This is a genomic window from Klebsiella sp. BIGb0407 (genome assembly GCF_024807845.1).
Taxonomy (GTDB): domain Bacteria; phylum Pseudomonadota; class Gammaproteobacteria; order Enterobacterales; family Enterobacteriaceae; genus JGM124.
In genome coordinates this window covers 315272-339663 of record NZ_JANUEQ010000002.1, presented here as the reverse complement: position 1 = coordinate 339663, position 24392 = coordinate 315272, and the positions used below count along the sequence as shown (strand labels likewise).

Here is a 24392-nt window from a genome sequence, read left to right as displayed (position 1 = left end):
TCGTTGTCAGTCCACCGTGCGGTAAGCGCAGCGCTTGCTCACTGTAGGACATCAGTAAACTCAGGGCGCTCCTGATTTTACTGATGTCTGGCGGTCGGAGTGGACTCACCTCTCAAGACTTTCAAGACGCTTTCGCCGGGGAATACTCCCTTTGCTGTGCCATTGGCACCCACTCATCCTTGACTACGGGGATTTGTGCTTATGAAGTCACTTAAAATTGCTGCCAGCCACAGTATTGCAGGCTCACTCTTAACGCATCGTGAAGTGGTGACCCTTGCTGATACCGACTTTACCGATGTGGCGGTCGTTGTCATCTCTGTTGCTGATAGCCAGAGCGGTATTCTGACGTTACTTAAACGTACTGGCTTTAATGTGCCCGTGTTTATCATGACCGAAACGGTCACTGATGATTTACCTGCTGTCACCGGCATTATCACCGGCCAGTCAGAAGACTACCTGACGCTGGAAAACGCGGCCTGTGAATATGAAGAGCAGCTGTTACCGCCATTTTTCAGTACCCTGACGCAGTACGTGGCAATGGAAAATACCTCTTTTGCCTGTCCCGGACATCAGCATGGAGAGTTTTTCAAAAAACACCCTGCCGGACGACAGTTTTATGATTTCTTCGGCGAGAATGTGTTTCGCGCTGATATGTGTAATGCCGATGTCTTGCTCGGAGATTTACTGATCCACGAAGGATCGGCCAAAGATGCGCAGAAATTTGCCGCCAAAGTGTTTAATGCGGATAAAACCTATTTTGTCTTAAACGGGACTTCTGGCGCCAACAAAGTGGTCACTAATGCCTTACTGACGCGCGGCGATCTGGTGTTATTTGACAGGAATAACCATAAGTCGAATCACCATGGGGCGCTCGTTCAGGCCGGGGCGACGCCTGTTTATCTGGAAGCCACCCGTAACCCGTTTGGTTTTATCGGTGGTATCGACGCGCACTGTTTTGATGAGCAGTATCTGCGCGATCGGATAGCCGAAGTCGCGCCTGAACGTGCGCAGGAAAAGCGTCCATTCAGGCTGGCGATTATCCAGCTCGGTACCTATGACGGTACGGTATATAACGCACGTCAGGTCGTCGATAGCATTGGCCATCTCTGTGACTATATTCTGTTTGACTCCGCCTGGGTGGGCTACGAGCAGTTTATTCCGATGATGGCTGACTGCTCACCGCTATTACTGGAACTGGGGCCGGAGGATCCGGGTATTTTTGTCACCCAGTCAGTGCATAAACAGCAGGCGGGGTTCTCACAAACCTCACAGATCCATAAAAAGGATAACCACCTGCGCGGTCAGACGCGTTTCTGTCCTCATAAACGGCTGAATAATGCCTTTATGCTGCACGCCTCTACCAGCCCGTTTTACCCGTTATTTGCCGCACTGGATGTGAATGCCAAAATCCATCAGGGGGAAAGTGGCCGTCGTCTGTGGGCTGAGTGCGTGGCGTTCGGAATAGAAGCCCGCAAAGCGATTCTTGCCCAGTGCAAAATGATTAAACCCTTTATTCCACCTGTGGTAGCCGGGCGTCCATGGCAGGATTACCCGACTGAAGTCATCGCTCAGGATCGCGGTTTCTTTAGCTTTGAGCCCGGCGCGTCGTGGCACGGTTTTGAAGGCTATGCGGAAAATGAGTACTTTGTTGATCCTTGCAAGTTACTACTGACCACCCCGGGTATTTCGTCAGAAAACGGGGCTTATACTGACTTTGGCATCCCGGCAGCCATTCTGGCGCATTATCTGCGTGAGAATCGTATCGTTCCTGAAAAGGCGGATCTGAACTCGATTTTATTCCTGCTGACTCCGGCGGAAAGTGAAGAAAAAATGGCGCGTCTGGTGGCCATGCTGATGCAGTTTGAACACCATGTGGAAAACGATACGCCGCTGGTTGATGTACTGCCGATGATTTATCACAAATATCCTACACGTTATAAGGGTTACACCTTGCGTCAGCTTTGCCAGGAGATGCACGACCTCTATGTCAGCCTTGACATCAAAGCGCTGCAGAAAGCGATGTTCCGTAGAGAGAGCTTGCCTGAAGTGGTGATGAATCCTCAGGATGCCAATATCGAATTTATTCGCGGCAACGTTGAGTTAGTCAGGCTGAAAGAGGCGGAAGGACGTATTGCTGCTGAAGGCGCATTGCCTTATCCGCCAGGCGTGCTCTGTGTGGTGCCTGGTGAGAAGTGGGGCGGGGCGGCTCAGCGTTACTTCCTGGCCCTGGAAGAGAGCGTTAACCGCCTGCCAGGCTTTGCGCCTGAATTACAGGGGGTTTACAGTGAAACCGATGCCGACGGGATCAAACGCCTGTATGGCAATATGGTGAAATGAGTCTATGCCCTCATCTGGTAACTCAGGTGAGGGCATAGAGGATCAGTTACGACGATAGCTCTTCTGTGCGGTATTCACTTTGTACAGATAGCGGCGTGATTCAGCGGCAGGGTGACGAGTCGTCAGGGTCTGATAGACATCACCCGGTTTCATGTCGTTTATCATGCTAAAGGCGCGGTCTTTGTCACTTGAAAAAACCCGTAACACGCTACCGGCTCCGCCATTATAGGCCGTAATCACCGCATAGCGGCGTGAAGTCGGGTTAGTGATTTGCCCCAGATAGCTATTATGCAAAATGGCCAGATAAGCCGTTCCTGCATCAATATTACTTTCCGGATCAAACAAATAGCTACGGCTTGGCTTGCCTGATTTCCCCTGAGATCTAAAGACATCGACCCCGGCACTGTGCTGGACAACCTGCATCAGGCCCAGAGCATCAGCATGGCTGACGGCATAAGGGTTAAAGCTGGATTCAGTTTGCATAATCGCCAGTATCAGTGATTCATCAATACCATATTTTTGTGATGCTTTACGCACCATGCCAATATACTTATGCGCACGTTTATCCAGGTGATTAGGAACCAGATTAATCGTCACGCTATAGACGATTTTTAGCCCGGTACTGCGTTTCTTCAGGCGATGTTGTAACAGATAATCAGCAAATTTCTCTGCGCGGCCTTGCCAGCGGATAGACTGCCCGGTGTTATCGACAACCTGGCCATATAAGAAGGGCTCTCTTGAGATAACCACGTCATTAGCATCAGAATAGAGGTCGATAGAACCCGGATCGTCACCCATTAATAACGTCGTGATAATAGCCTGGCGCAGATGCCCGGTGGGGTTAGTGCCCGCTATTGTCTCAATAGTAATGGTACCGGCATCAAAGTTAATATGACTACGCGTCAGATAACTGTCGGTATATTTGACGTAGTCTTTCGGGCCTGCAATCAGAACTTCTTTCATCCCCCAGATATTCTCGATATTGTTGGCAAACTGCCCCATTAAAATATCGAATCCGTTGGTATCCTTCTGATAAGTGACGATGTCCGCGCTATCCTCTTTTTTACTGGAACAAGAGATAAGCAAGGGGACAATAAGAGCCAGCGCGAGAAATTTTTTCATTCTTCCATTGATGCCGTTGTGTTGGCCAAAAGTTACTGTTTTTCTTGCGGTGTGTATCCTTCGATATGCACCTCTTTGCCTTCAAACAGGAAATTCACCATTTCAGTTTCCAGCAGCTTACGATGCTCCGGATTCATCATATTCATCTTTTTTTCATTGATGAGCATGGTTTGTTTTGTTTGCCATTGTTTCCACGCATCTTTAGATATCTCATTAAAAATACGTTTGCCCAGTTCCCCCGGATAAAGCTGGAAATCCTGACCTTCCGCATCTTGCTGTAAATAAGTACAAAAAATAGTTCTGCTCATTGTTGTTTCCTTATCTTTTTCGCACGATGTTTTATAACACCGGATCGGCATGTAACTGTTGAAGCAAGCGCTCTACTGGTGCTGCCAGTCCAACAGAAGGAGGCTGGGATAAGTTATACCAGAGACCGCCGCCTTCATCCATGCAGCCGCCCGATAAGGATACCGAAATCCACATTGGAACGATATCCAAATGGAAATGGCTAAACGTATGACGAAATGCGGTGAGCTGCTTTACCTGGTCAACGGATAAGCCACGCTGTTCTAACCAGCTATGCAATTCCGGTAAAGTTGAGAACTGGGGAAAGCAAAATAATCCACCCCATAGCCCGACGGGAGGACGCTTCGCCAGAAAGACTTCACTGCCTTCCTGCATCATCAGCATATAACCGGTACGTTGCGGCAGTGTGACTTTGGGTTTTTTACCCGGATAACTGGCCCAGCTTTCAGTGGCATAGGCAGCACAGCCATTATGCAATGGGCAGAGGGTACATTTTGGCTTTGAGCGGGTGCAAACCAGCGCGCCTAAGTCCATCATTGCCTGATTAAACTGGCTGACGCCTTGAGCAGGGGTAACCTGTTCGCTGATATCCCAGAGGCGTTTTTCTACGTCCTTTTTCCCGGGCCAGCCGCTGACGGCATAACAGCGAGCCAGAACACGCTTAACATTACCATCCAGTATCGGAAAATGTTTTCCTAACGCCAGTGACAGAACGGCTCCGGCCGTTGAACGCCCGACACCGGGCAGGGCTGCCACTTCGTCAAAGGTATCCGGAAAGACGCCACCATGCTCATCGGCAATTTTTTGTGCCGCTTTATGGAGATTACGGGCACGGGCGTAATAGCCCAGGCCAGTCCACAGGTGTAAAACTTCATCCTGCGGAGCGCGAGCGAGGCTGGTAACCGTGGGAAAACGTGCCATAAAGCGTTCGAAATAAGGAATAACCGTCGCAACCTGTGTTTGTTGCAACATCACTTCCGATAGCCAGACTTTATAAGCTGTTTTTTCTTGTTGCCATGGCAGGGTTTTACGCCCGTATTTATCATACCAGTCGAGTACTTGTCGGGAAAATTGAGCAGCTTGTAAAGTCAACGCGAGGTATCCGCAAAGGGTGAGTCAGGATGCAGATTCCAGCACAGAGTGTTACGGCTGTAAACCGGATCTTTCCTTATGCACTTGCGCGTGAGGACTTGTTGCATAAGCTGGGAGTGAATTCTTTCACTTGTAAGATTATAAACGTCACGATGTTCCAGTTTACCAGCAGCGATAACAATGGGTTCACTTTATATAAATGAAAATTTTTAGACTTGTGTTGGATATAAAAAGGAGTCTGCTTATAATACCCTAAAATGATTGTTCAATATATTCCGACTGCTCGCAAAAATGTTTGTGAGCATAATCGGTATAAGCAGGCTCAATACCATGGGTAATATTAGAAATTGTATTTGAATCTTACGCGCATACCATAACGATCTTGATCATCATGTGTTTCATTTGCATTCATACGCGACCAGTAAGCACCTAAATAGACATCGAAATTATTCATATCCATAACATCACGAATACGATAAGACGTATGAACAGTATTAATTTCATACTTACCTAACAGAAAATTACTGACGTTACTGGCATCAACATTATTAACGTTGAACTCTTTAACATCATTTTTAGCATAAATATAACCCAGTTCAAAATCATGCCAGAGTGCATTAATTCCGGTACTGAAGTCTTTCTCTCCTGTCGCATCCATATAGGCGGTACTTAAATTAATAATCATACCGTCATCGGGATTGGTTTTTTGTCCATTCCAGGTGAAGGTGGCACCGTAACCGTTACGTTTTGACTGGTTAACAAAATTACCGTTGCTGTCGATATATCCGTAGGCATTGCTAACAACGTTACTTTCCATGGCGATAGCTGCGGTAACATTATCCACCATCAGGGCGATAACCGGGCGCATATAAATGACATTTTTCTTATTTTCTAGCTGGTTACCGTGATAATTGTCATCCCGGAATAGCGTTGTACCATCACGTGACGAGGCATTTAGCTCAAGATAGAGTGGCCCGGTGGTTTGACTTAATAATAATGCACCACCAGAACTACGGCCCCGACCTTCTTTCATCATGTAGATGTAGCCGTAGCCATCTTCATATAAATCATTGGCGGTATTACCGGAATACTCTATATAGGTATCCTGATTTAGCGGGAACATATCAAAGGCTTCATAGCGTCCGAGTTTGACTTTCCAGTCTTGTTCCTGGCCAAAGAAGAATGCCGCATCATCAAGTTTCATGGTGCCAGATAAGTCGGCTAGTGGTTGAACGGTAAAACCAGCAAACTGGTTATTCGTCGATTTACGGTAGCCATCCAGGCCCATTAAGATACGGCCATTTATATCCCAGCGTTCAGCATTTCCTGGTTTCCAGTCTTTCCCTGAACTGGTTTTTAGAGAGGTTAATTGTCCGGTTCTGCTTGCGGCATCAACATTAAATTCAACATCACCATATAATTTAAGGCTTCCTTGTGGAGTATCAAATGTCATTCCAGATATTGCGGGTGCGGATATAATCAGTAGACTACAGAGAATGTTATTATACTTCATCATTAATTACCTTATTATTTTATAGGGGTTGCAAACGAGATGTAACTAAAATATATCAGTGGTATTTAAGATGTTTGTAATGATTGGAATCCTTAAGTTGAGTAAGTGAAATAACTCAGTGGTTATAAATTTTCAAAATGTTGAGATGATGAAATTAATCCTTCTAAGTTTAAATCATAAAATGATGAAAATATTTTGTGAATAGTATGGATAAAAGGCACGATCTAACAGTACCTTTTTATCCATTGATTAAAAATTATTTTAGTTCTGGCCAATATCCTTTGTTTGCTTCAATTAAGTCATCTAAAATATTTTTAGCTACAGATGCACTCGGAACTGTTTTTGATAAGGTAATAGCCTGCCATAACTTAAGATAAGATTTTTCAATCCATGCTTCTACTACTAATTTTTCTACAGCAACCTGCTGGCTCATCAACCCATGCTGGAATAACGGAATTTTACCCATAACAAGAGGTTCTGGCCCTTTACTACCGACTAAGCAAGGAACTTCTACCATAGCTTCTGGATCGAAGTTACTAATTGCACCATCATTCGGAACAATCATTAACATTCTTTCCTTGGTGTTAAATGCGATAGCCGTTGCTAAATCGACAATATATGAAGCATGCTCATCAACTTCAATTTCACCTGCTGAAGACTTACCCGCTTGTGTAATAGCGTTACAAGCACTGAATACATTCTTCTCTCGGTGCTCCATGACTTGGTTAGCACGTGTATGCTGAGGATTTGAGTGTTCTACAACGTAATCAGAGAATAAATAGTATTTCAAATATGTATTAGGGAAAGTTGTCGGATCCAATGCCCAGACATCTTTTGCTTTGGTATGAGTATCAGTCCAGCTTGCCTCCGCAACTTTGTCATCATGCAAAGGAACATATCCGTGCTTTGAAACATGTTCACGAAGTTTAGGCATCAGGTCATTACCTTCAAAATCTTCAATCGACGTATACCAACCAAAATGATTAAGACCATAGTAGCGGATCTTCATTTCTTTACGTGACTTAAGACCGAGGATCTTCGCCATTCTACCTTCAATACCAATCGGCATATCGCAGATATTAAGAATCTTAGAATTAGGGCGTAAGCGTCGAGTTGCTTCTGCAACAATTGCCGCAGGGTTAGAATAATTCAGCATCCAGGCATTAGGAGAATATTTATCCATATAATCGACGATTTCTATAACGCCTGGAATAGAACGCATTCCATAAGATATACCACCAGGGCCACAAGTTTCTTGACCTACAACACCGTATTTTAATGGTATCTTCTCATCTTTTTCGCGCATAGCATATTTACCTACACGAATATGCGCCATTACAAAATCGATATCTGTAAATGCAGATTCTGGATCGGTACCATAACTAAATTCTATTTCTGGTGCGTGTTCTTTAAGAATTACCTTGCATGCTTCAGCAATAACTTCTTGGCGAGAGCCATCATTATCATAAAACTTAATTGTGCGAAGAGGGAATCTTTCCTTATTTTGCAGTAACATTAATATGATGCCTGGAGTAAAAGTACTGCCACCACCCGCTATAACTACTGAAAATTTCTTCTTCATATTGCCTCCGTAATAGATTTTTCTGTTGGGGTATTCACCCCTGATGTAGATGACTGTATCAATTGATCCTCTTTCATTAGAGTTTCAATTTGGTCCCTTATTTGAGAAACATTTAGGCCAACGATGATTTGAATACCATTCCCGTGTCGTACTACGCCATGTGCGCCAATTTCTTTAAAAAATTCATCTGAATGTGTATTAGAAATGTCGGCAAGTGTAATCCGTAATCTTGTCGCACAGTTATTTAGGTTAATGATATTATCTTTACCGCCTAACCCTTCCAGGTAAATCTCTGCTTTTGAACGTTCTTGATTAACTGCTTCTGTACTATCTTTGTTTCCGGATGATTTTTTTTGTGCTTGATAATCTGCTTTGGTATAAAGCTTTATTTCGGCATTTTCACGGCCAGGTGTTTTTAGATTAAGGCGTAGAATTAGCGTTCGGAATATAATGAACCAAACGGCAGTGAAAATTAAGCCAATCCCAATCTGGATAAACATCATTGAGGAATGATTGTGATACATCGGGATCCAATTCTGTGGAAGAAACTGATCTACTAGTCCTCCTCCCATATTGCCAACAACTCCAGCCATAAACATAAGTGTGGCTACCGTGGCAGCAAGTATTGAATGTATGGCAAAAAGAAGAGGTGATATAAACAGGAATGTGAATTCCAATGGTTCAGTAACACCAACTAACATTGCCGTTAATGTTGCCGGGATGAGTAAACCAGCCACCTTAATGCGATTTTTTGGGGCTGATGTATAATAAATGGCTAATGCAATCCCAACTGAACCGAAAACTTTTGAGTTGCCCTGTAAAGCAAAACCGCCTTGAGGGAAAAGTGTTTTAAGCGGCTCAGTGCTCTGACTGAACTCCAGTAAATGTTGTGCCCAATAAGCTTGAATTCCACCTTCAACTGCGGCTGGACCAAATGAAAAAGGACCGTATATAAAGTGATGTAATCCTGTAGGAATAAGTATGCGTTCAAGGAACGTAAATACCCATACACCCAAAGAACCAGAAACCAGTATGAAATGTTGTAATGATAATATACCTTCCTGTATTTTTGGCCATACTAATAGAGTCAGCCAGGCACAAGGTATCATTAGGAAAAATCCAACGATAACAACAAAAGAACTACCCTGGAAAATACCTAAAAAAACAGGCAGTTGTTTATCAAAATAACGATTATGTATTGCTGTCACAAGACCTGAGATAATTATCGCACCAATGATACTGGTATCAATAGTCTTAACTCCAGCAATCATGGCAAGCCCACTTTGCCCTCCATGCTCTACATTAAAATCAACTCCAAAATAATCACCCCAAGTTAATCCCATTGCATTAATAAAATAGTTCCATGTCATAAAGCAAACAAGAGCCGCTAAACATGCACGCCCCTGTGCACTCTTAGCTAATCCTATGGGTAAACCGACAGCAAATATTAGTGGCATATTACGAAAAACGGTCCATCCACCTTCTTGTATAATATTGACTATTTGTGCAAAAAGATTATCTGGTTCGGTGAGTGTTTCACCGATGATCATTGGATTTTGGAGCATAATGGTTAGACCGACAATCATTCCAGCAAATGGGAATAAAAGTACGGGTGTAAACATCGCACCACCAAAACGTTGGATTTGACTAAGCATTAACAAACCTCATTTTTAGGGTGATTATTTTTAATAATTGTTATATTTCTTTACAAGAGAACTGAATCCTAAGTGAATAGAATTTAAATTACAGAGAATCATTTATCGTTTCGTGATCTTGTTCATGTTTAACTGAAGCTCAAAGAGGTCTACTTATTGTGTCATTTTTATACCTTTTTAAAATCATAATGTATTAGTGAGTTTTTTCTGGTGAAAGTTTATGTTTAACAATGGGTTGCTGTTTTTCTTCATCTGACTTACAGCCTGTAATCGTCTAAAAAAGAGGTCTGCTGGTGATCTATAAAACTTTGGCTAATCGTTTAAGAATTCGTATTAACTCAGATAATTTTTCTATAGGTGATGCTTTGCCTAGCGAAAAAAAACTTGCTACTGAGTTTTCAGTATCCAGAATGACAATACGTAAAGCTGTTGAGTTATTAATAGAGTGGGGGCTGGTTAAGAGAGTCCATGGCAGCGGAACTTATATAGTACAAAGAGACATTCAACATGGAACTTATGGGTTAAAAGGATTTTCTGAGTTGATGAAAGAGCTTGGTCGCAGTATGACAAGTAAAGTCATAGAGTTTCAACTAATGGTCGTTCCTCCTGCAATAGCCAGTCTTTTACATATGAGGACGGGAGAAAGAATTTATTATTCTCGTCGTGTAAGATTTGTTGATGGAAAACCTCTATTGCTAGAAGATAGTTATATGCCCAGTAGACTCTTCGGTAATTTATCAGTTTTACATCTTGAAGGTTCAAAGTTTTCGTATATTGAAGATGATTGCAAGATTAATATAGAAGGTCATTATGAAAGCTTTACTCCAGTTATAGCTGATAGCTCTATAGCTAATTTATTACAAGTTGCTGAGGGATGTGCTTTATTACGTCTTACATCACTTTCTTATAGCGATACCGGTGAGTATATTGATTATTCAGTTATGATAAGAAATGCTAATGAATACCGTGAAGAGTATCATTTCAAGAGAAGCAGAAACAATAATCATAAAAATTTTAAGGAATTATAAACTAATTAATAGATTCTAATTGATTGATTAGCATCTATTCCTGTCGAACTAGCGCTTGTCCCCCTAAAACGAGCAGTAGTTCTGCCGTTGCCTGAGAGATAATACTCGGCCACAGCGAATATTTGGCTTTGGCCATAACAATGCACCTTAACCCGTTAGATATCCCTCTTTTGGGATACAACACATTTAGTGCAGGGAGTAGTCAAGCGAGGTATGCCGGGATAGGCTAGTATTTAGGTTATCGAAGGCGGTACACTTAACGGCGCCAGGTTTTGTCAGAGGAGTCGCTTGCTTCTCGCCTTTAACTTTGGATAATGCCTGTTTTCTCCAATCTCAACCGAAGTACTAATAAATCATGAAGAATGACGTCATTTCACCGGAATTTAATGAAGAAGGTCGCGCCTTACGTCGCATACGTAGCTTTGTCCGCCGTCAAGGCCGCCTGACTAAAGGCCAGCAGCTTGCGCTGGATAACTACTGGCCGGTGATGGGCGTCGAATATCAGGCACAACCACTTGATTTCTCTTCTCTGTTTAATAACGAAGAGCCGGTTACCCTGGAGATAGGCTTTGGTATGGGGGCCTCGTTAGTGACGATGGCGAATACCAACCCTCGTCATAACTATCTCGGGATTGAAGTGCATTTACCGGGTGTCGGTGCTTGCCTGAGTCTGGCAAAAGAGATGGAAGTCGAGAACCTGAAGGTAATGTGTCACGATGCGGTTGAAGTGCTGGAACAGATGATTCCTGATAACTCCCTGACAATGGTGCAGTTATTCTTCCCCGATCCGTGGCATAAAGCGCGTCATAATAAGCGTCGTATCGTACAGGCACCTTTTGCTGAACTGGTAAAAAGTAAGCTGAAGCTTGGCGGCGTATTCCATATGGCAACTGACTGGGAACCTTACGCAGAACATATGCTCGAAGTAATGTCAGGGCTGGACGGTTACCAGAACCAGTCACAGAGCAAAGATTACGTACCGCGTCCGGACTCACGTCCAGTCACTAAATTTGAGCAGCGTGGCCATCGTTTGGGCCACGGTGTATGGGACTTAATGTTTGAGAGGGTAAAGTAATGGCAAAGAATCGCAGCCGTCGTTTGCGTAAAAAAATGCGTATCGATGAGTTCCAGGAAATTGGCTTTTCAGTTGCCTGGAGTTTCCCTGAAGGCACGTCCGAAGAAAAAATTGATGAGACAGTTGATGCCCTGATTACAGAAGTCATTGCGCCTAATAAGCTGGCTTTTGATGGCAGTGGCTATCTGGCGTGGGAAGGGTTAGTTTGTACGGAAGAGATCGGTAAATGTACCCCTGAACATCAGGCGCAGATCCGCGAGTGGCTGGAAGCACGTAAACTGAGTAATGTACGTACCAGTGACTTGTTCGACGTCTGGTGGGATTAAGTTATCCCTCAAGGGTAGCGACAGAGTAAAAGAGAAGAGGGAAAAACAGTGTTTTTCCCTCTTTGCATTAGTTTGCCTGGTAGTTTCAGGCTTAGGTTAACACCTGCATATTCAGGAGATGCTATGTTTCGTCAGGCTCTTTTAGGCGCATTGCTGGTGACAGCCGCCTCGGCTCAGGCCAATTATCAGTGTCGTGTGAATCCACAGGATGACGTTGTTATCACTCCACAATCAGTCCAGGTGGTGGGGCAGAACGGTAATCTGCTGATTGCCCCGGATGGTAATGTGCAATTTAACGGTGTGGCTAAATCGCTGAATGCGACCCAGCGCCAGCAGGCGGTTAATTATCAGCAAGCGCTGCGTAATGATTTGCCGTGGATTGATAACGGCGCACGCCAGCGTGTCGATCAGGGGCGTATTGCACTGGATCGTATTATTGCCAAAGAAGTGGGTGAGAGCAGCAATATGCGTGGGCGTTTGACTAAGCTTGATACACAGCTTAAAGAGCAGATGAACCGTATTATTGAACATCGCCCGGATGGTCTGACTTTTCATTATCAGGCCATTAATCAGGTTCGCAGCCAAGGGCAGCAGCTGGTGAATCAGGCGATGGGCGCTATTGTGCAAGACAGCATTAATGAGATGGGCGCTAAAGCAGTCATGGGCGGCGGCGGTAATCCACTGCAAAACGTACTGGGCAACCTGGGCGGTTTACAAACTGCGGTTCAATCCGAATGGAAAAAGCAGGAAGCAGACTTCCAGCAGTTCGGCCGTGATGTCTGTAATAAAGTGGTGTCTCTTGAAGAGCAGCGTAAGGCTCTGGTCAGTACTTTGAAATAAAAAACGGTGGATTGGCCTGGCCAGTCCACCGTTGTTCTTATTCGACTAAAAACAGCTCAAGAAGCGAATTCAAAAACAGTTTACCTTTTTCGGTAATCTGCCAGTGTGTTTCGGTTTCTGTCAGGTAACCCCGCTCTAAGGCTTCGGCTAATTGCGGTCGAATAACCTGCTCGTCCAGCCCGGTATAGCGGCTAAATTCTTCACGCGGCGCGGCTTCGAGTAAGCGAAAACGGTTCATAAAGAATTCGAATGGCTTCTCTTTTTGCTCCACATCATGCTGACGATGCAGATATTCACCGGTCATATATCCGCGGGGATGACGTGTTTTTTCGGTACGCAGAATACGGCCGTCCGGGAAAGTAATTTTGCCGTGTGCGCCGCAGCCAATACCTAAGTAATCCCCGAAGCGCCAGTAGTTCAGGTTATGCTGACACTTATAGCCCGGTTTTGCATAAGCCGAGGTTTCATACTGCTGATAACCTGCGACTGTCAGTAACTGATCCCCTTGTTCAAAAATATCCCATAAGGCGTCATCGTCCGGCAGCACTGGCGGGCGAGAGCCAAACATTGTGTTAGGTTCAATGGTTAGCTGATACCAGGATAAATGCGGCGGATTCAGGGCAATGGCCTGGCGTAAATCGTCCAGTGCTTCTTCCAGCGTCTGGTCCGGCAGGCCATGCATTAAATCGAGATTGAAGCTTCGTAACCCAAGGCCGGCAGCCAGATGCGCTGCGCGCTTTGCTTCGCCGGAGTCGTGGATACGTCCCAGGCGCTTAAGCTTAGGCTCGCTGAAGCTTTGTACCCCAATGGAAATACGGTTAACCCCTGCTTTCTGATAACCCACAAAGCGGTCTGCCTCAACGGTACCGGGGTTCGCTTCCATGGTGATTTCCGCATCCGCCGCCAGCACCAGACGTTCGCGAACGCCATCGAGCAGGTTCTGCATCGCTTCGCTGGACAACAGACTTGGCGTACCGCCGCCGATAAAGATAGTTTTAACCTCACGTTCTTGGGCTAAAGGGACATCGAGAGTCAGGTCACTTAATAAGTGACTGACGTAGTCATCGTGCGGTACCTCGCCTTTCAGGGCGTGGGAGTTAAAATCACAGTAGGGGCACTTTTGTACGCACCACGGAATGTGAATATAAAGACTCAGAGGTGGCAAATTAGCCATTACGCATGGCTTCCAGTAGTAATTTCAGCGCTTGTCCGCGGTGGGAAATGGCACTTTTTTCTTCGCGCGTGAGCTGTGAAGCAGTTTTACCTTCTCCGGGAACATAGAAAATGGGGTCATAACCAAAACCACCAACACCTGCTGGTGTATGGGTGATGATACCGTCCCAGCTACCGTGGAAGACTAGTGGCGTTGGGTCTTCAGCATGGCGCATATAGACCAGAACACAGTGAAACTGCGCCTGGCGTTCGGCATCGGGTACATCTTTCAGCGCGACCAGTAATTTTTCCAGGTTTTGCTGATCTGAGGCTTCTTCCCCTGCATAGCGTGCAGAATAAATGCCTGGTGCGCCGCCAAGAGCATTAACTGCCAGGCCAGAGTCATCAGCAATAGCCGGTAAGCCAGTAATTTGTGCCGCATGGCGGGCTTTAAGAATGGCATTTTCAATAAATGTCAGGCCAGTTTCTTCAGCTGAAATGACACCTAGCTCGGTTTGAGCGACGATATCGAGGCCAAAATCGGCCAGCAAACCTGCCAGCTCACGCACTTTGCCGGCGTTGCCGGTCGCTAAAACAACTTTTTTCATAGTGAACTACTCTGTGATTATTGCCGCGACGTCTGTCGGGATCTGCTGCGGGTCGATAATTTTAATCTGTTTATGGCGGCTGGTTTCACCTTTCACCAGTACCACCTGATTTTTGGTAACCCGAAACTGTTTGGCTAAATACTTGATAAGGTGGCTGTTGGCTTTACCATCAACCGGTGGGGCGGTGATGGCGACCTTTAACTCGTCGCCATGCAACCCTACCAGACTGTCCCGATGGGCTTTCGGCTGAATATACAGCCGTAATAACAGCCCGTCAGGAGTCTTGCTTACCGGACTCACAGCAAATACCAGAGCCCCGGGAAGAGATCCATACCAAGATAATTCAGCGCATAGAGGATAAGAATAACAATCATCGCTGAAAAATCGATGCCGCCCATAGCGGGTAAAATACGGCGAATCGGAGCCATCATCGGTTCAGTCATCTGAATTAAGACATACTCGATAGGGCTGCGACCCTGGCTTATCCAGCTCATCAGAGAGCGAGCGATAATGACCCAGAACACCATGGTTCCTGCCGACTTCAGCAATGACAGCAGGCCGACCAGCAGATTCATTGGGTCGAGTGATAACACCCCAACCTGAATCAGCAACAGAACCGGATACTTCAGCGTGGTCAGTATAAAGGCGACCAGTAGCGAGGAAGTATCAATCGGACCCAGTGAAGGGATAACTTTACGCAGCGGACCAATAACAGGCTGCGTAATTTTGACTACAAATTGCGCGAATGGGTTGTAAAAATCACAGCGTGACCACTGCATCCAGATACGGATTAGCAGCACCATCACGTACAACTCAATTAGGGTCTTGACCAGAAAAGTCAACGTCAGCATGGTGTTCCTTAATAATGATAAAAATTAACGGGCAGAATAATCTCGCGCGCCAAAGATGGCGGTTCCAATACGCACCATTGTTGATCCTGCGGCGATAGCCGCTTCCATGTCATCACTCATGCCTAAGGATAAGGTATCAACTGTCGGGTAACGATGTTTAAGCGTTTCATAAGCACTGGCCATTTGGCGACAAACGGCAAGCTGGCGTTCATAGTCAGGCTCTGGCGCAGGTATCGCCATCAGCCCTCTGAGTTTTAATCCTGGCAGCTGTGCTATCTCCGCTGCAAGCGTATCCAGTTGCTCTAGCATAATACCTGATTTACTTTGTTCATCACTGATATTGACCTGAATCAGGACGTTCAGTGGGGGCAAATTAGCCGGGCGTTGTTCATTTAAACGCGTGGCAATACGCAGGCGGTCTACGGTATGACACCAGTCAAAATTTTCGGCAACCAGACGGCTTTTATTGGACTGCAAGGGTCCGATAAAGTGCCATTCCAGCCCGGAGAGACCTTGTTCGGCAAAGTGATGAATTTTATCCACCCCTTCCTGAACATAGTTTTCACCAAAACATTTCTGCCCGGCATCAATGGCTTCTGAGATAGCCTGCACAGGTTTTGTTTTGCTGACTGCAAGCAGGGTAACGTCTTCGGACGATCGCTCGCAACGCGCTGAAGCCGCTGCGATTTTCTGATGAATCTGTGCCAGGTTGTTCGCTATTTCAGTCATGATGTTGAGAGTGATATGGATATCGAAGAAATTGTGTCCCATAGTGTAAAGCATAATGCCTCTGATCTACACCTGTGTCCGCGACAACCGATGCGCTGGCGCAGGCAGGGAAAGCTAGAAATTTTCCCGGAAACCGCGCCATCTCCTGCAGAGCTGATTGATAAGTGGTTCACTGAAGCGCAGAAAGAGCAACTTGTGCAGGAAGGTCAGGTCGATTTTTCCCAAACGATGAATAGCGGCATCAGATTACGCGGGCAGGCGTTTTGCCAGCAACAAGGCTATGCCCTTGCTCTGCGTTTATTACCAAAGCAATGTCCAACCCTCGATTCACTGGCAATGCCCGCGGCAGTGCTACCGCTCTTACAACATTCCGACGGTTTAATTCTCATCAGTGGTGCTACCGGAAGCGGTAAATCCACGTCGCTGGCAGCGATGGTGAATCAGTTAAATCAGCAACGAGAAGGGCATATTTTGCTGCTGGAAGAACCGATTGAATATCTGCATCAATCGGGCCGGTGTCTTATCCAGCAGCGTGAGGCCGGGCGAGACTGCGGCAGTTTTGCCAGCGGGTTAAAAGCAGCCCTTCGCCAGGATCCTGATGTGATTGTCCTGGGTGAGTTAAGAGACTGCGATACCCTCCGCCAGGCGCTGATTGCGGCAGAAACAGGTCATCTGGTACTGGCTACACTCCATGCTCGCGATGCGGTACAAACCATCGACAGAATAGTAAATATTTTCCCAGCCGCTGAGAAAGAGTGGATTCGTTACCAGTTAGCGGGCAGCTTGCGGGCGATTCTGGCGCAACAGCTACTGGCGACTCAATCCGGTGGGCGAGTCGCCTTATATGAGCTGCTGCTGAATACTTCCGCAGTCAGCCATATTATCCGTGAAGGTAAAACCTGCCAGCTACCGGGTATCCTGCAAACCGGGCAGCGAGTGGGAATGCAGAGTTTTGAGCAGAGCCGGGCTTTGTTGCTGGAGGCAGGGATTTTTACGTTATCTGATGGAGAGACAAATTAGCAGGATTATGGGTCTATAGAGCCCAGCCAGATGTAGGAGTAAATCCTTTCAAGTTATTGTTGTTACTGATTTTGTACGGAAATAACCTTTTCAGTGACCAAATGGATAAGCGCTGTAAGCTAAAGATAGCATTGTTGACATATTACCCACTTGGCAGTTTACTATTTGGTATATAGTTAAACCTAGGGTTAATCTATGCCATCAAAATTAAACTGGCTTCTTAAGAATACTGCCCCGGGTTCCCTGGTATTACAGTCCTGGTTGACAAAAAACGGTATCAGTCCTTCTCTAGCCAATAAGTATATGCATAGCGACTGGTTGTATAAGCTGCGTGCCGGCGTGTACGTGCGAAGTGGGCGTGAAGCTCAATGGAGTGATGCGGTACTCTGCTTGCAAAATCAGCTTGGGATCTCTGTTCATCTGGCTGGGCTGACTAGCCTGACCTGGCAGGGACGCTCTCATTATCTTCATTTAACACGCCAAGTGATTTGGCTCTACGTAGAAAATAAAGCCTCATTACCAAAATGGTTCAAAGAATTTCCCAATACTGAGTGGTTTTTACTTTCTAATCACAAGCTCAATATGAGTGACGAAAAATATCTGATGGAAGTCGAAATTCAGGGAATGCGACTGAAAGCGAGTGTACCGGAATTAGCTGCTTATGAAATTGTTAATGCAGTGCCTGATTCGCTTTCATTTGAGCATGCAGCAGAACTATTTCAGGGACTGGTAAATCTCAGCCCACGCAAAGTTGAAATATTGTTGCAATTCAGTCGAGCGGTGCAAACGAACCGCCTTTACCTGTTTTTGGCCGAATACTATGCACATGAATGGGTTAAGCGAATAGATAAAACCAACATTGATTTAGGAGCAGGAAAACGACAGATAGTATCTGGTGGCAAGTTGGATCAAAAATATCAGATCACTGTTCCAGGGAGTTTTGTTAACAAAGGGAGCTAGCATGGATAGTCAATCACCTTATTATCAGCAAGTTGCATTGCTGATAAAAGCATTACCTGTTGTGGCATCAGAACGATGTTTTGCACTAAAAGGTGGTACAGCGATAAATTTGTTTGTTCGTGATTTCCCACGTTTATCTGTTGATATTGATTTGGCTTATATTCTGCTAGAAAAAAGAGATGTGGCATTGCCAAATGTTCGGGCTGCTTTAACGCGTATCTGTGAAATGCTGCAACAACATGCGGGTATTTCAGCGGTGCTACAAACAAATCAGCCTGATGAAATGAGGATTATTGTTTCTTCTCAGGAGGCACAGATAAAGATAGAGGTTTCGCCTGTTGCGCGGGGAACACTATATCCTCCTGAAGAGCGTGATGTTGTTGAAGTGGTTGAAGACAAATTTGGCTTTGCAGCGATTCAGGTTGTATCACTTGCCGATCTCTATGGCGGAAAACTGTGTGCAGCGCTGGACAGGCAACACCCGCGAGATTTTTATGACGTCAAAATACTACTTGATCAGCAAGGTATCGAACGTCATATATTTAATGGTTTTATCACTTATCTATTGGGACACCCACGCCCATTATCAGAAGTACTAAATCCTCACTGGAAAGATATTTCTGATTTATATGCACATGAGTTTAACGGAATGACATTCGATGACGTCTCTTTGGATGAACTCAATGCGATACCCAAATTAATGATTACTGCTCTTAAAGCACAATTCACACAGCAGGATTATGATTTTTTAATATCTTTTAAAAGTGGTCAACCTGACTGGAGCCTGGCTCCTGAAGATCAGATTCAACATCTACCAGCCGTAAAGTGGAAACTGCAAAATATTGCTCGGATGCCAGAAGATAAACATATTCAGGCGCTGACGAAGCTTGAGGTAGTGCTTGCTGAGTGGATTAAGTAGTTTAGAATTTATACCCGACACCTATTCTAATTAGCTTATTAAGGTTATTTGATGCCTGATTTACACTTTTTCCGCGAGTTATTAGTTTCATGCGTGGGCTATCTTCAGCTGTTGCTGGAGGTGATTTCTGTTATCTGTGTCGTTATCGGGCTAGTGAAAACGCTGGTTGTGATAGTGAAGGTAAAAGACGGGCGTGCGGCGCGTTACTGTTTGGGGGGCTGGCTGGCAACCGCGCTCGAATTTCAGTTAGCCGCTGATATTCTCGTTACCACGGTAGACCCGGATTTAGACAGCCTGATTAAACTTGGCATTATTGCCGTGATCCGAACCTTCTTAAACTACTTCTTAAGCAAGGAACTGGAGCACAATCCGGAAGAGAAGAAAGCCGCCTGATATATTGAAATCGCCTCTGGCTATTCAGGCAGAGGCGATTTTGCTGAGCATATCAGGGATGGTTTTCAAACCAGCTCTCAAGAATAACGACCGCCGAGGCAGAGTCGATACTCCCCTTATTAAGCGCCCTAAATCCACCTTGTTCAAATAAACCGGCTCTGGCTTCAACGGTACTCAGACGCTCATCCTGTAGCGACACTTTTACCCCAAAACGCCCGTGCAGACGATTAGCAAATTTACGTGCGCGAGCGGTAAGCGGTTGCTCTGTACCATCCATATTCAGCGGTAGCCCAACCACTATTTCTTCGGGCTGCCACTCTTTAAGCAATTTTTCAATCAGGTTCCAGTCAGGTGTTCCGTCCTGGGCCTTAAATGCTGTGAGCGGGCGGGCGGTACCGGTGATACGCTGGCCGATGGCAACACCAATACTTTTTGTACCAAAATCAAAGGCCATCAAGGTTCCGCTGCTCATTAAGCATGCCCCGCTTCAACAGATATACTATGGATATTCACTCCGACGAGGCGAGCTGCTTCGCGCCAGCGTTCAGAGATAGGGGTACGGAACAGAATATCTGCACTGGCGGGAACCGTCAGCCATGAATTTTCCAGGATTTCCTGTTCAAGCTGACCTTTTTCCCAGGAAGCATAACCCAGTGCAAGCAGCACATTTTCTGGTTGTTTAGCGGTACCCAGCGTTTCCAGAACATCACGAGAAGTGGTGATTACCACATCCTCTGAGATACGAATACTGGAACCAAATTCGTCGGGTGGGGAGTGCAGAATAAATCCACGATCTTCTGCAAGTGGACCACCAATAAATACCGGTTTATCAAGGCGAATACTCGGTTCTACGGGGTCAGGCTCAATTTTTAACTTTTCAAGAACACCGCTAATCTGAAGGTTTTCCAGCGGTTTATTAATAATTATCCCCATTGCACCATCTTCGTTATATTCACAAATATAGACGACAGAGCGCTTAAATAAGGGATCCTGAAGCGCCGGCATGGCAATAAGGAAATGATGCTGTAAATTCATTGGCAGTGAGTATTATTCCGGTTAAAAAAACGGCACTAAGTGGATGGATGCTGAACAGTTTATCACTATTAAACAGAATCGGGCTACCCAAGAGCTGGTCTGGAAAGCCCGATTCAGGGAGAGAGGAAAAGAAGGCAGGAAAAGAGACCTGCCTGTTATGCTATTTCGCCAGTCTCTTTTCGATGGCATCAAACAGCATACCGGTAATGGATACCGGGAACTCAGCTTCAATCTCACGGATACAGGTTGGGCTGGTGACGTTTATTTCGGTTAAGCGGTCACCGATAATATCCAGACCGACAAAAATCAGGCCTCTGGCTTTGAGCTCCGGACCGACGCGGCGGGCTATTTCCCAGTCACTTTCGGTTAACGGACGGGGTTCACCACGACCGCCAGCCGCCAGGTTGCCACGCGTTTCGCCGCCCTGCGGAATACGTGCCAGGCAGTAAGGTACCGGTTCGCCGTCAATTACTAATACGCGCTTATCTCCGTCTTTAATTGCCGGGATATAGTTCTGAGCCATGCAGTAGCGAGTGCCCAGTTCAGTCAGAGTTTCGGCAATCACGCCTAAGTTAGGATCGCTTTCTTTAACACGGAAGATTGAAGCACCACCCATCCCATCCAGCGGCTTGAGGATGATATCGCCATGTTTCTGCCAGAAGGCTTTCAGCTGAGCTTTATTACGTGTTACCAGGGTTTCTGGCGTTAAGTCAGAGAACCAGGCGGTGAATAATTTCTCATTACAGTCACGCAGGCTGCGCGGCTTATTGACGATAAGGGTACCTTTCTCTTCCGCACGTTCAAGAATATAGGTGGCGTAGATAAACTCGGTGTCAAAAGGCGGATCTTTACGCATCAGGATGACATCAAGGTCGGCAAGTTCAATATCCTGCTCGTTCCCGAAGGTATACCAGTTATCGTAATTCTGCTCGACGCTCAGTAAGCGCGTACGTGCGCGTGCTTCGCCATTGTTCAGATAGAGATCGGCCATTTCCATATAGTGCAGTTCATAGCCGCGCTGCTGTGCTTGCAGCAGCATAGCGAAGCTTGAATCTTTCTTAATATTAATCTGTGCGATGGGATCCATCACGATGCCGAGCTTAATCATGGTTATTCTCCTTTAGCCCAGATCGCCAAAGCGCACCTGGAGTGCGGTAATAGCGGTGAGCGCAGTAGTCTCAGTACGCAGAACACGAGGTCCTAACAGAATATCAGTAAATTGGTGTTCGGCGGTCATGGCGATTTCGTCAGCAGAGAGTCCGCCTTCCGGGCCGATGAGCAAACGAACACGTTCCACGGGCTGTGGCAGCGTATTAATACTCGCACTGGCTCGTGGGTGTAAATTCAGTTTGAGCCCATGCTCCTGTTCAGCACACCAGGCTTCAAGACTCATTACCGGGCGTATTTCAGGAATTTGGTTACGTCCGCATTGTTCACAGGCCGCAATGGCGATTTTTTGCCACTGTCCGAGTTTTTTACTCAGACGTTCAGCATCAAGCTTGACACCACAACGTTCTGAATAGAGCGGAGTAATGACATTAACGCCCAGTTCTACGGCTTTTTGGATGGTAAATTCCATCTTTTCACCGCGTGACATCACTTGGCCAAGATGCAGCCAGAGAGGTGATTCCCGGTTATCTTCACATCCGCTCAGGATTTCTACCTGAACACTTTTTTTATCAGCCTGTTTAATAACAGCTTCAAACACCTGGTTGCTACCGTCAAACAGTTGCAGCGCCTGGCCCGCCTGCATGCGAAGTACGCGACCTACGTGGTTAGCGGCATCGTCGTCAAGAAGAGTGACCTGACCAACGGCTAATAAGGCAGGGTGGTGAATGCGGGGTATACGCATGAAATTTTTTCCGGTTAATAAGAGCCTATCCCATTAGGCTCTAAGACGGCGAGAAACAAATCACCGCGGTAACATAAGTAGTTACCGCTAGTGTAGGTTAGCTGTTTCGCGCCTGGCAAGCCCGTAGCACATAAGGGTTATTATTCCCCTGGATTTTAGCAATACGTTTATCACGTTCGCACTCCCAATCGCTTACCGGATAGAGCTTATCCCATGCCTGAAAAAGCTGGGTTTGCTGACGTGAAAGAGGGAGTTTATATTGGTCACGCATATAAAAATAAGTGCGTGCAATAGCGCCTCGAGCGCGAACTGGCGGTTCAGCAAGTTTGTTTTTAAAATCAATTTTCATCGCGCACTGACCATACTGGCCTTCACCGCCATTCCACTGACCAAACATAAAATTACTGCGATCCGCATTCACTTCTCCGACAGCCGGTTGCAGGTTATGCATATCACTTTCGACTGTACGATACTCTGGATCTTTAGCGCAGTTCTTACGTCCACCGTCCTGCCAGCATTGTAACTGATGGCCAAACTGCCAGGCGGGCATCACATGCTCCCATTCAATACGTGTGGCACGTACTTCGTTTTTACGTATTTTATAGCCACATGATTCCAGGTCTGGGATCCCTTTTTTACCCTGCCAGTCTATCTTACAGCCGCAATAAAAGTCTCCTGGAGCATCGGCATTCACTTTTACGCCAGCGGTCTTAGCCTGAGAGAAATTATTGATAGTATTCGCGAAGGTGCTCATTGAGCTGAATAAGGCAATACAGACAACGGCGAAAGCTAATTTATTGGACATTTATAGAGCCTTTGCAGAAAGATGCAGAAACCCTACCTGATGATTTATCCAGTTTCAATCGGTGATTTGGTTAGAGTGCCAGGAAATAATCGGTGTGATTTAGACTGGTTTAAGTTGCTGGCCACAGCGGGTACAGCGGTACTGCGTTTCACCGCGTAATACGCGATTATGGCGACGAATAGTCAGCTGGTGCTGCTGACAGGGGCAAGAGTAGGAAAAAGTGTTTGAACGAACTGATTCCACGGTAAATTGATGAGTACGGCGGGCGCTCACGCCGAGTACCACTTCCATCATCCATTTCCACTCTTTACCATGCGGAGGGACGCGGCCAAAGTGTTTCCAGACCAGAATATGCGCCAGTTCATGAGGCACGACTTCATCAATAAAGGGCTGCTGATTTTCCAGTAATAAAACCGGATTCAGGCGTATTTCATTTTTCTCAAGCCATGCGGTACCCGCCGCCGTGCCGCGCTGCTGATAGAGCACGTTGGGTAGCGTATATTCACGTTGCAAAAAGGTATTTGCTTGCATGAGTTTTTCACGCAGACAGTGCATAACGGCTTGCTGGATGGCAATAGGGATACGGGGGGCTTTCATAGGGAATGAGAATAATAGCAGATTGCGCCAGGAGCAAGTGGCTCTGCAATAAAGTGTGTATTTCAGGCCGCTATCAGAGTGGTTTTTGGATAGCGGGTATTTTGATTAACGCCGATGTAATGTTGCTGCCAGCTGAGCAATCGCGCTGTCGACCAGCAGCTCGACAATATCGCTACGCGTGGTTTCAGTTTGCATGGCGAGTTGATCAATTTTACGTAATACCGACATGCGCAGTGATAGCGATACCGCTTTCTTTTTTTCTTTGTCCAGTGACACTTTACTGACGACTTCATCAGTTTTAGTCTCGACGTTTGAACTCAGAGTATTGTGTATCTGACGGAGCGTTTTTTTATCCAGCAGCCCTGGCTCAACGAGTTGATAGGAATGCGTAGCTTTACTATAGCGGATCTCGGCCGAGTAGGTTTCCCTTAACTCTTTTAGTGCACGCGTTAAGGTTGGCTCAGAACAGTTAAGCTGGCTGATAATTTTTTGGCTTTCTACGGGAGTGCCCGGGCCTAACAGCATTGCCAGTCGAAAAACACGTGCTTGTCGCGTGCTGAGTTGCATAGTGAGTGATTGCCTGCCATCAGTTAAA

At 45.9% G+C, this 24392-nt stretch carries 27 protein-coding genes; 9 read left to right on the top strand and 18 right to left on the bottom strand.

Going from position 1 to position 24392, the window contains the following annotated elements; all coding sequences use genetic code 11:
- The first annotated feature begins 201 nt into the window (after window positions 1-201).
- Window positions 202-2337: an ornithine decarboxylase gene (locus M2387_RS08765; protein WP_259048776.1), complete on the top strand. Its 2136-nt coding sequence runs from the start codon at window positions 202-204 to the stop codon at window positions 2335-2337.
- A 42-nt stretch (window positions 2338-2379) separates the two neighbouring features.
- Here the strand turns inward: M2387_RS08765 and mltC are convergent, their stop codons facing one another.
- The 6 genes from mltC to M2387_RS08735 all read right to left on the bottom strand — a co-directional run bounded on the left by mltC (window position 2380) and on the right by M2387_RS08735 (window position 9607).
- Window positions 2380-3459 (bottom strand): membrane-bound lytic murein transglycosylase MltC, encoded by a 1080-nt coding sequence (gene mltC / locus M2387_RS08760; protein ID WP_259048775.1) that lies wholly within the window; start codon window positions 3457-3459, stop codon window positions 2380-2382.
- Window positions 3460-3491: 32 nt separating this feature from the next.
- Entirely contained in the window at window positions 3492-3767 is a 276-nt protein-coding gene (locus M2387_RS08755) for an oxidative damage protection protein (protein WP_259048774.1), read from the bottom strand.
- Window positions 3768-3798: 31 nt separating this feature from the next.
- Entirely contained in the window at window positions 3799-4857 is a 1059-nt protein-coding gene (gene mutY, locus M2387_RS08750) for an A/G-specific adenine glycosylase (protein WP_259048773.1), read from the bottom strand.
- A gap of 340 nt (window positions 4858-5197) precedes the next feature.
- Window positions 5198-6373, bottom strand: a complete 1176-nt coding sequence (locus tag M2387_RS08745; protein WP_409039640.1) for a carbohydrate porin — start codon at window positions 6371-6373, stop codon at window positions 5198-5200.
- A 253-nt stretch (window positions 6374-6626) separates the two neighbouring features.
- On the bottom strand, window positions 6627-7952 hold the full coding sequence (locus M2387_RS08740; protein ID WP_259048772.1) for a 6-phospho-alpha-glucosidase: 1326 nt from the start codon (window positions 7950-7952) through the stop codon (window positions 6627-6629).
- Complete coding sequence (locus tag M2387_RS08735; protein ID WP_259048771.1) at window positions 7949-9607, bottom strand: alpha-glucoside-specific PTS transporter subunit IIBC; 1659 nt, start codon at window positions 9605-9607, stop codon at window positions 7949-7951. Before M2387_RS08735 ends, M2387_RS08740 begins: the two co-directional genes overlap by 4 nt.
- A 293-nt stretch (window positions 9608-9900) precedes the next feature.
- Here M2387_RS08735 and M2387_RS08730 point away from each other — a divergent pair, with 293 nt between their 5' ends.
- The 4 genes from M2387_RS08730 (at window position 9901) to M2387_RS08715 (ending at window position 12876) form a co-directional block, all read left to right on the top strand.
- Window positions 9901-10635 carry a GntR family transcriptional regulator gene (locus M2387_RS08730; protein ID WP_259048770.1) on the top strand — a complete coding sequence of 245 codons (735 nt, stop codon included), beginning with the start codon at window positions 9901-9903 and terminating at the stop codon, window positions 10633-10635.
- A 355-nt stretch (window positions 10636-10990) separates the two neighbouring features.
- Window positions 10991-11710, top strand: a complete 720-nt coding sequence (gene trmB, locus M2387_RS08725) for a tRNA (guanosine(46)-N7)-methyltransferase TrmB (RefSeq protein WP_259048769.1) — start codon at window positions 10991-10993, stop codon at window positions 11708-11710.
- Entirely contained in the window at window positions 11710-12036 is a 327-nt protein-coding gene (locus M2387_RS08720; RefSeq protein ID WP_259048768.1) for a YggL family protein, read from the top strand. Before trmB ends, M2387_RS08720 begins: the two co-directional genes overlap by 1 nt.
- A gap of 123 nt (window positions 12037-12159) precedes the next feature.
- The gene (locus tag M2387_RS08715; protein WP_259048767.1) at window positions 12160-12876 is read left to right on the top strand and encodes a YggN family protein; all 717 of its coding nucleotides are present in this window, start codon (window positions 12160-12162) and stop codon (window positions 12874-12876) included.
- Window positions 12877-12913: 37 nt separating this feature from the next.
- Here M2387_RS08715 and hemW read toward each other — a convergent pair whose 3' ends face one another.
- From hemW to M2387_RS08690, 5 genes are read right to left on the bottom strand one after another with little or no spacing between them, the layout of a single operon-like run.
- Complete coding sequence (gene hemW, locus M2387_RS08710; RefSeq protein ID WP_259048766.1) at window positions 12914-14050, bottom strand: radical SAM family heme chaperone HemW; 1137 nt, start codon at window positions 14048-14050, stop codon at window positions 12914-12916.
- Window positions 14043-14636, bottom strand: coding sequence for an XTP/dITP diphosphatase (locus M2387_RS08705; protein ID WP_259048765.1), 594 nt, complete (start codon window positions 14634-14636; stop codon window positions 14043-14045). The genes hemW and M2387_RS08705 overlap by 8 nt, the downstream gene beginning before the upstream one ends.
- A 6-nt stretch (window positions 14637-14642) precedes the next feature.
- Window positions 14643-14936 (bottom strand): DUF167 family protein YggU, encoded by a 294-nt coding sequence (gene yggU, locus M2387_RS08700; RefSeq protein WP_259048764.1) that lies wholly within the window; start codon window positions 14934-14936, stop codon window positions 14643-14645.
- Complete coding sequence (locus M2387_RS08695) at window positions 14933-15487, bottom strand: YggT family protein (protein WP_259048763.1); 555 nt, start codon at window positions 15485-15487, stop codon at window positions 14933-14935. The genes yggU and M2387_RS08695 overlap by 4 nt, the downstream gene beginning before the upstream one ends.
- Window positions 15488-15511: 24 nt before the next feature.
- Window positions 15512-16216 (bottom strand): YggS family pyridoxal phosphate-dependent enzyme, encoded by a 705-nt coding sequence (locus M2387_RS08690; protein ID WP_259049027.1) that lies wholly within the window; start codon window positions 16214-16216, stop codon window positions 15512-15514.
- Window positions 16217-16231: 15 nt separating this feature from the next.
- Between M2387_RS08690 and M2387_RS08685 the strand changes: the two genes are divergently transcribed.
- The 4 genes from M2387_RS08685 (at window position 16232) to M2387_RS08670 (ending at window position 19508) form a co-directional block, all read left to right on the top strand.
- A complete protein-coding gene (locus M2387_RS08685) occupies window positions 16232-17236 on the top strand; it encodes a type IV pilus twitching motility protein PilT (protein ID WP_259048762.1) in 1005 nt (334 codons plus the stop codon).
- A gap of 195 nt (window positions 17237-17431) precedes the next feature.
- Window positions 17432-18196, top strand: coding sequence for a type IV toxin-antitoxin system AbiEi family antitoxin (locus M2387_RS08680; RefSeq protein WP_259048761.1), 765 nt, complete (start codon window positions 17432-17434; stop codon window positions 18194-18196).
- 1 nt (window position 18197) lies between these two features.
- Window positions 18198-19115, top strand: coding sequence for a nucleotidyl transferase AbiEii/AbiGii toxin family protein (locus M2387_RS08675; RefSeq protein WP_259048760.1), 918 nt, complete (start codon window positions 18198-18200; stop codon window positions 19113-19115).
- A 51-nt stretch (window positions 19116-19166) separates the two neighbouring features.
- Complete coding sequence (locus tag M2387_RS08670; protein WP_259048759.1) at window positions 19167-19508, top strand: DUF1622 domain-containing protein; 342 nt, start codon at window positions 19167-19169, stop codon at window positions 19506-19508.
- 52 nt (window positions 19509-19560) lie between these two features.
- Here M2387_RS08670 and ruvX read toward each other — a convergent pair whose 3' ends face one another.
- From ruvX to M2387_RS08635, 7 genes are all read right to left on the bottom strand, one after another.
- Window positions 19561-19980, bottom strand: coding sequence for a Holliday junction resolvase RuvX (gene ruvX, locus M2387_RS08665; RefSeq protein WP_259048758.1), 420 nt, complete (start codon window positions 19978-19980; stop codon window positions 19561-19563).
- Window positions 19980-20543, bottom strand: a complete 564-nt coding sequence (locus M2387_RS08660) for a YqgE/AlgH family protein (protein ID WP_259048757.1) — start codon at window positions 20541-20543, stop codon at window positions 19980-19982. Before M2387_RS08660 ends, ruvX begins: the two co-directional genes overlap by 1 nt.
- A 160-nt stretch (window positions 20544-20703) precedes the next feature.
- Window positions 20704-21651, bottom strand: coding sequence for a glutathione synthase (gene gshB, locus M2387_RS08655; protein WP_259048756.1), 948 nt, complete (start codon window positions 21649-21651; stop codon window positions 20704-20706).
- Between the two features lie 12 nt (window positions 21652-21663).
- Window positions 21664-22395, bottom strand: a complete 732-nt coding sequence (gene rsmE, locus M2387_RS08650; RefSeq protein WP_259048755.1) for a 16S rRNA (uracil(1498)-N(3))-methyltransferase — start codon at window positions 22393-22395, stop codon at window positions 21664-21666.
- Between the two features lie 97 nt (window positions 22396-22492).
- Window positions 22493-23200 (bottom strand): deoxyribonuclease I, encoded by a 708-nt coding sequence (endA, locus tag M2387_RS08645; RefSeq protein WP_259048754.1) that lies wholly within the window; start codon window positions 23198-23200, stop codon window positions 22493-22495.
- A 99-nt stretch (window positions 23201-23299) separates the two neighbouring features.
- Entirely contained in the window at window positions 23300-23797 is a 498-nt protein-coding gene (locus M2387_RS08640) for a SprT family zinc-dependent metalloprotease (RefSeq protein WP_259048753.1), read from the bottom strand.
- A gap of 105 nt (window positions 23798-23902) precedes the next feature.
- Window positions 23903-24364, bottom strand: coding sequence for a tellurium resistance protein TerW (locus M2387_RS08635; protein WP_259048752.1), 462 nt, complete (start codon window positions 24362-24364; stop codon window positions 23903-23905).
- Window positions 24365-24392 lie beyond the last annotated feature (28 nt).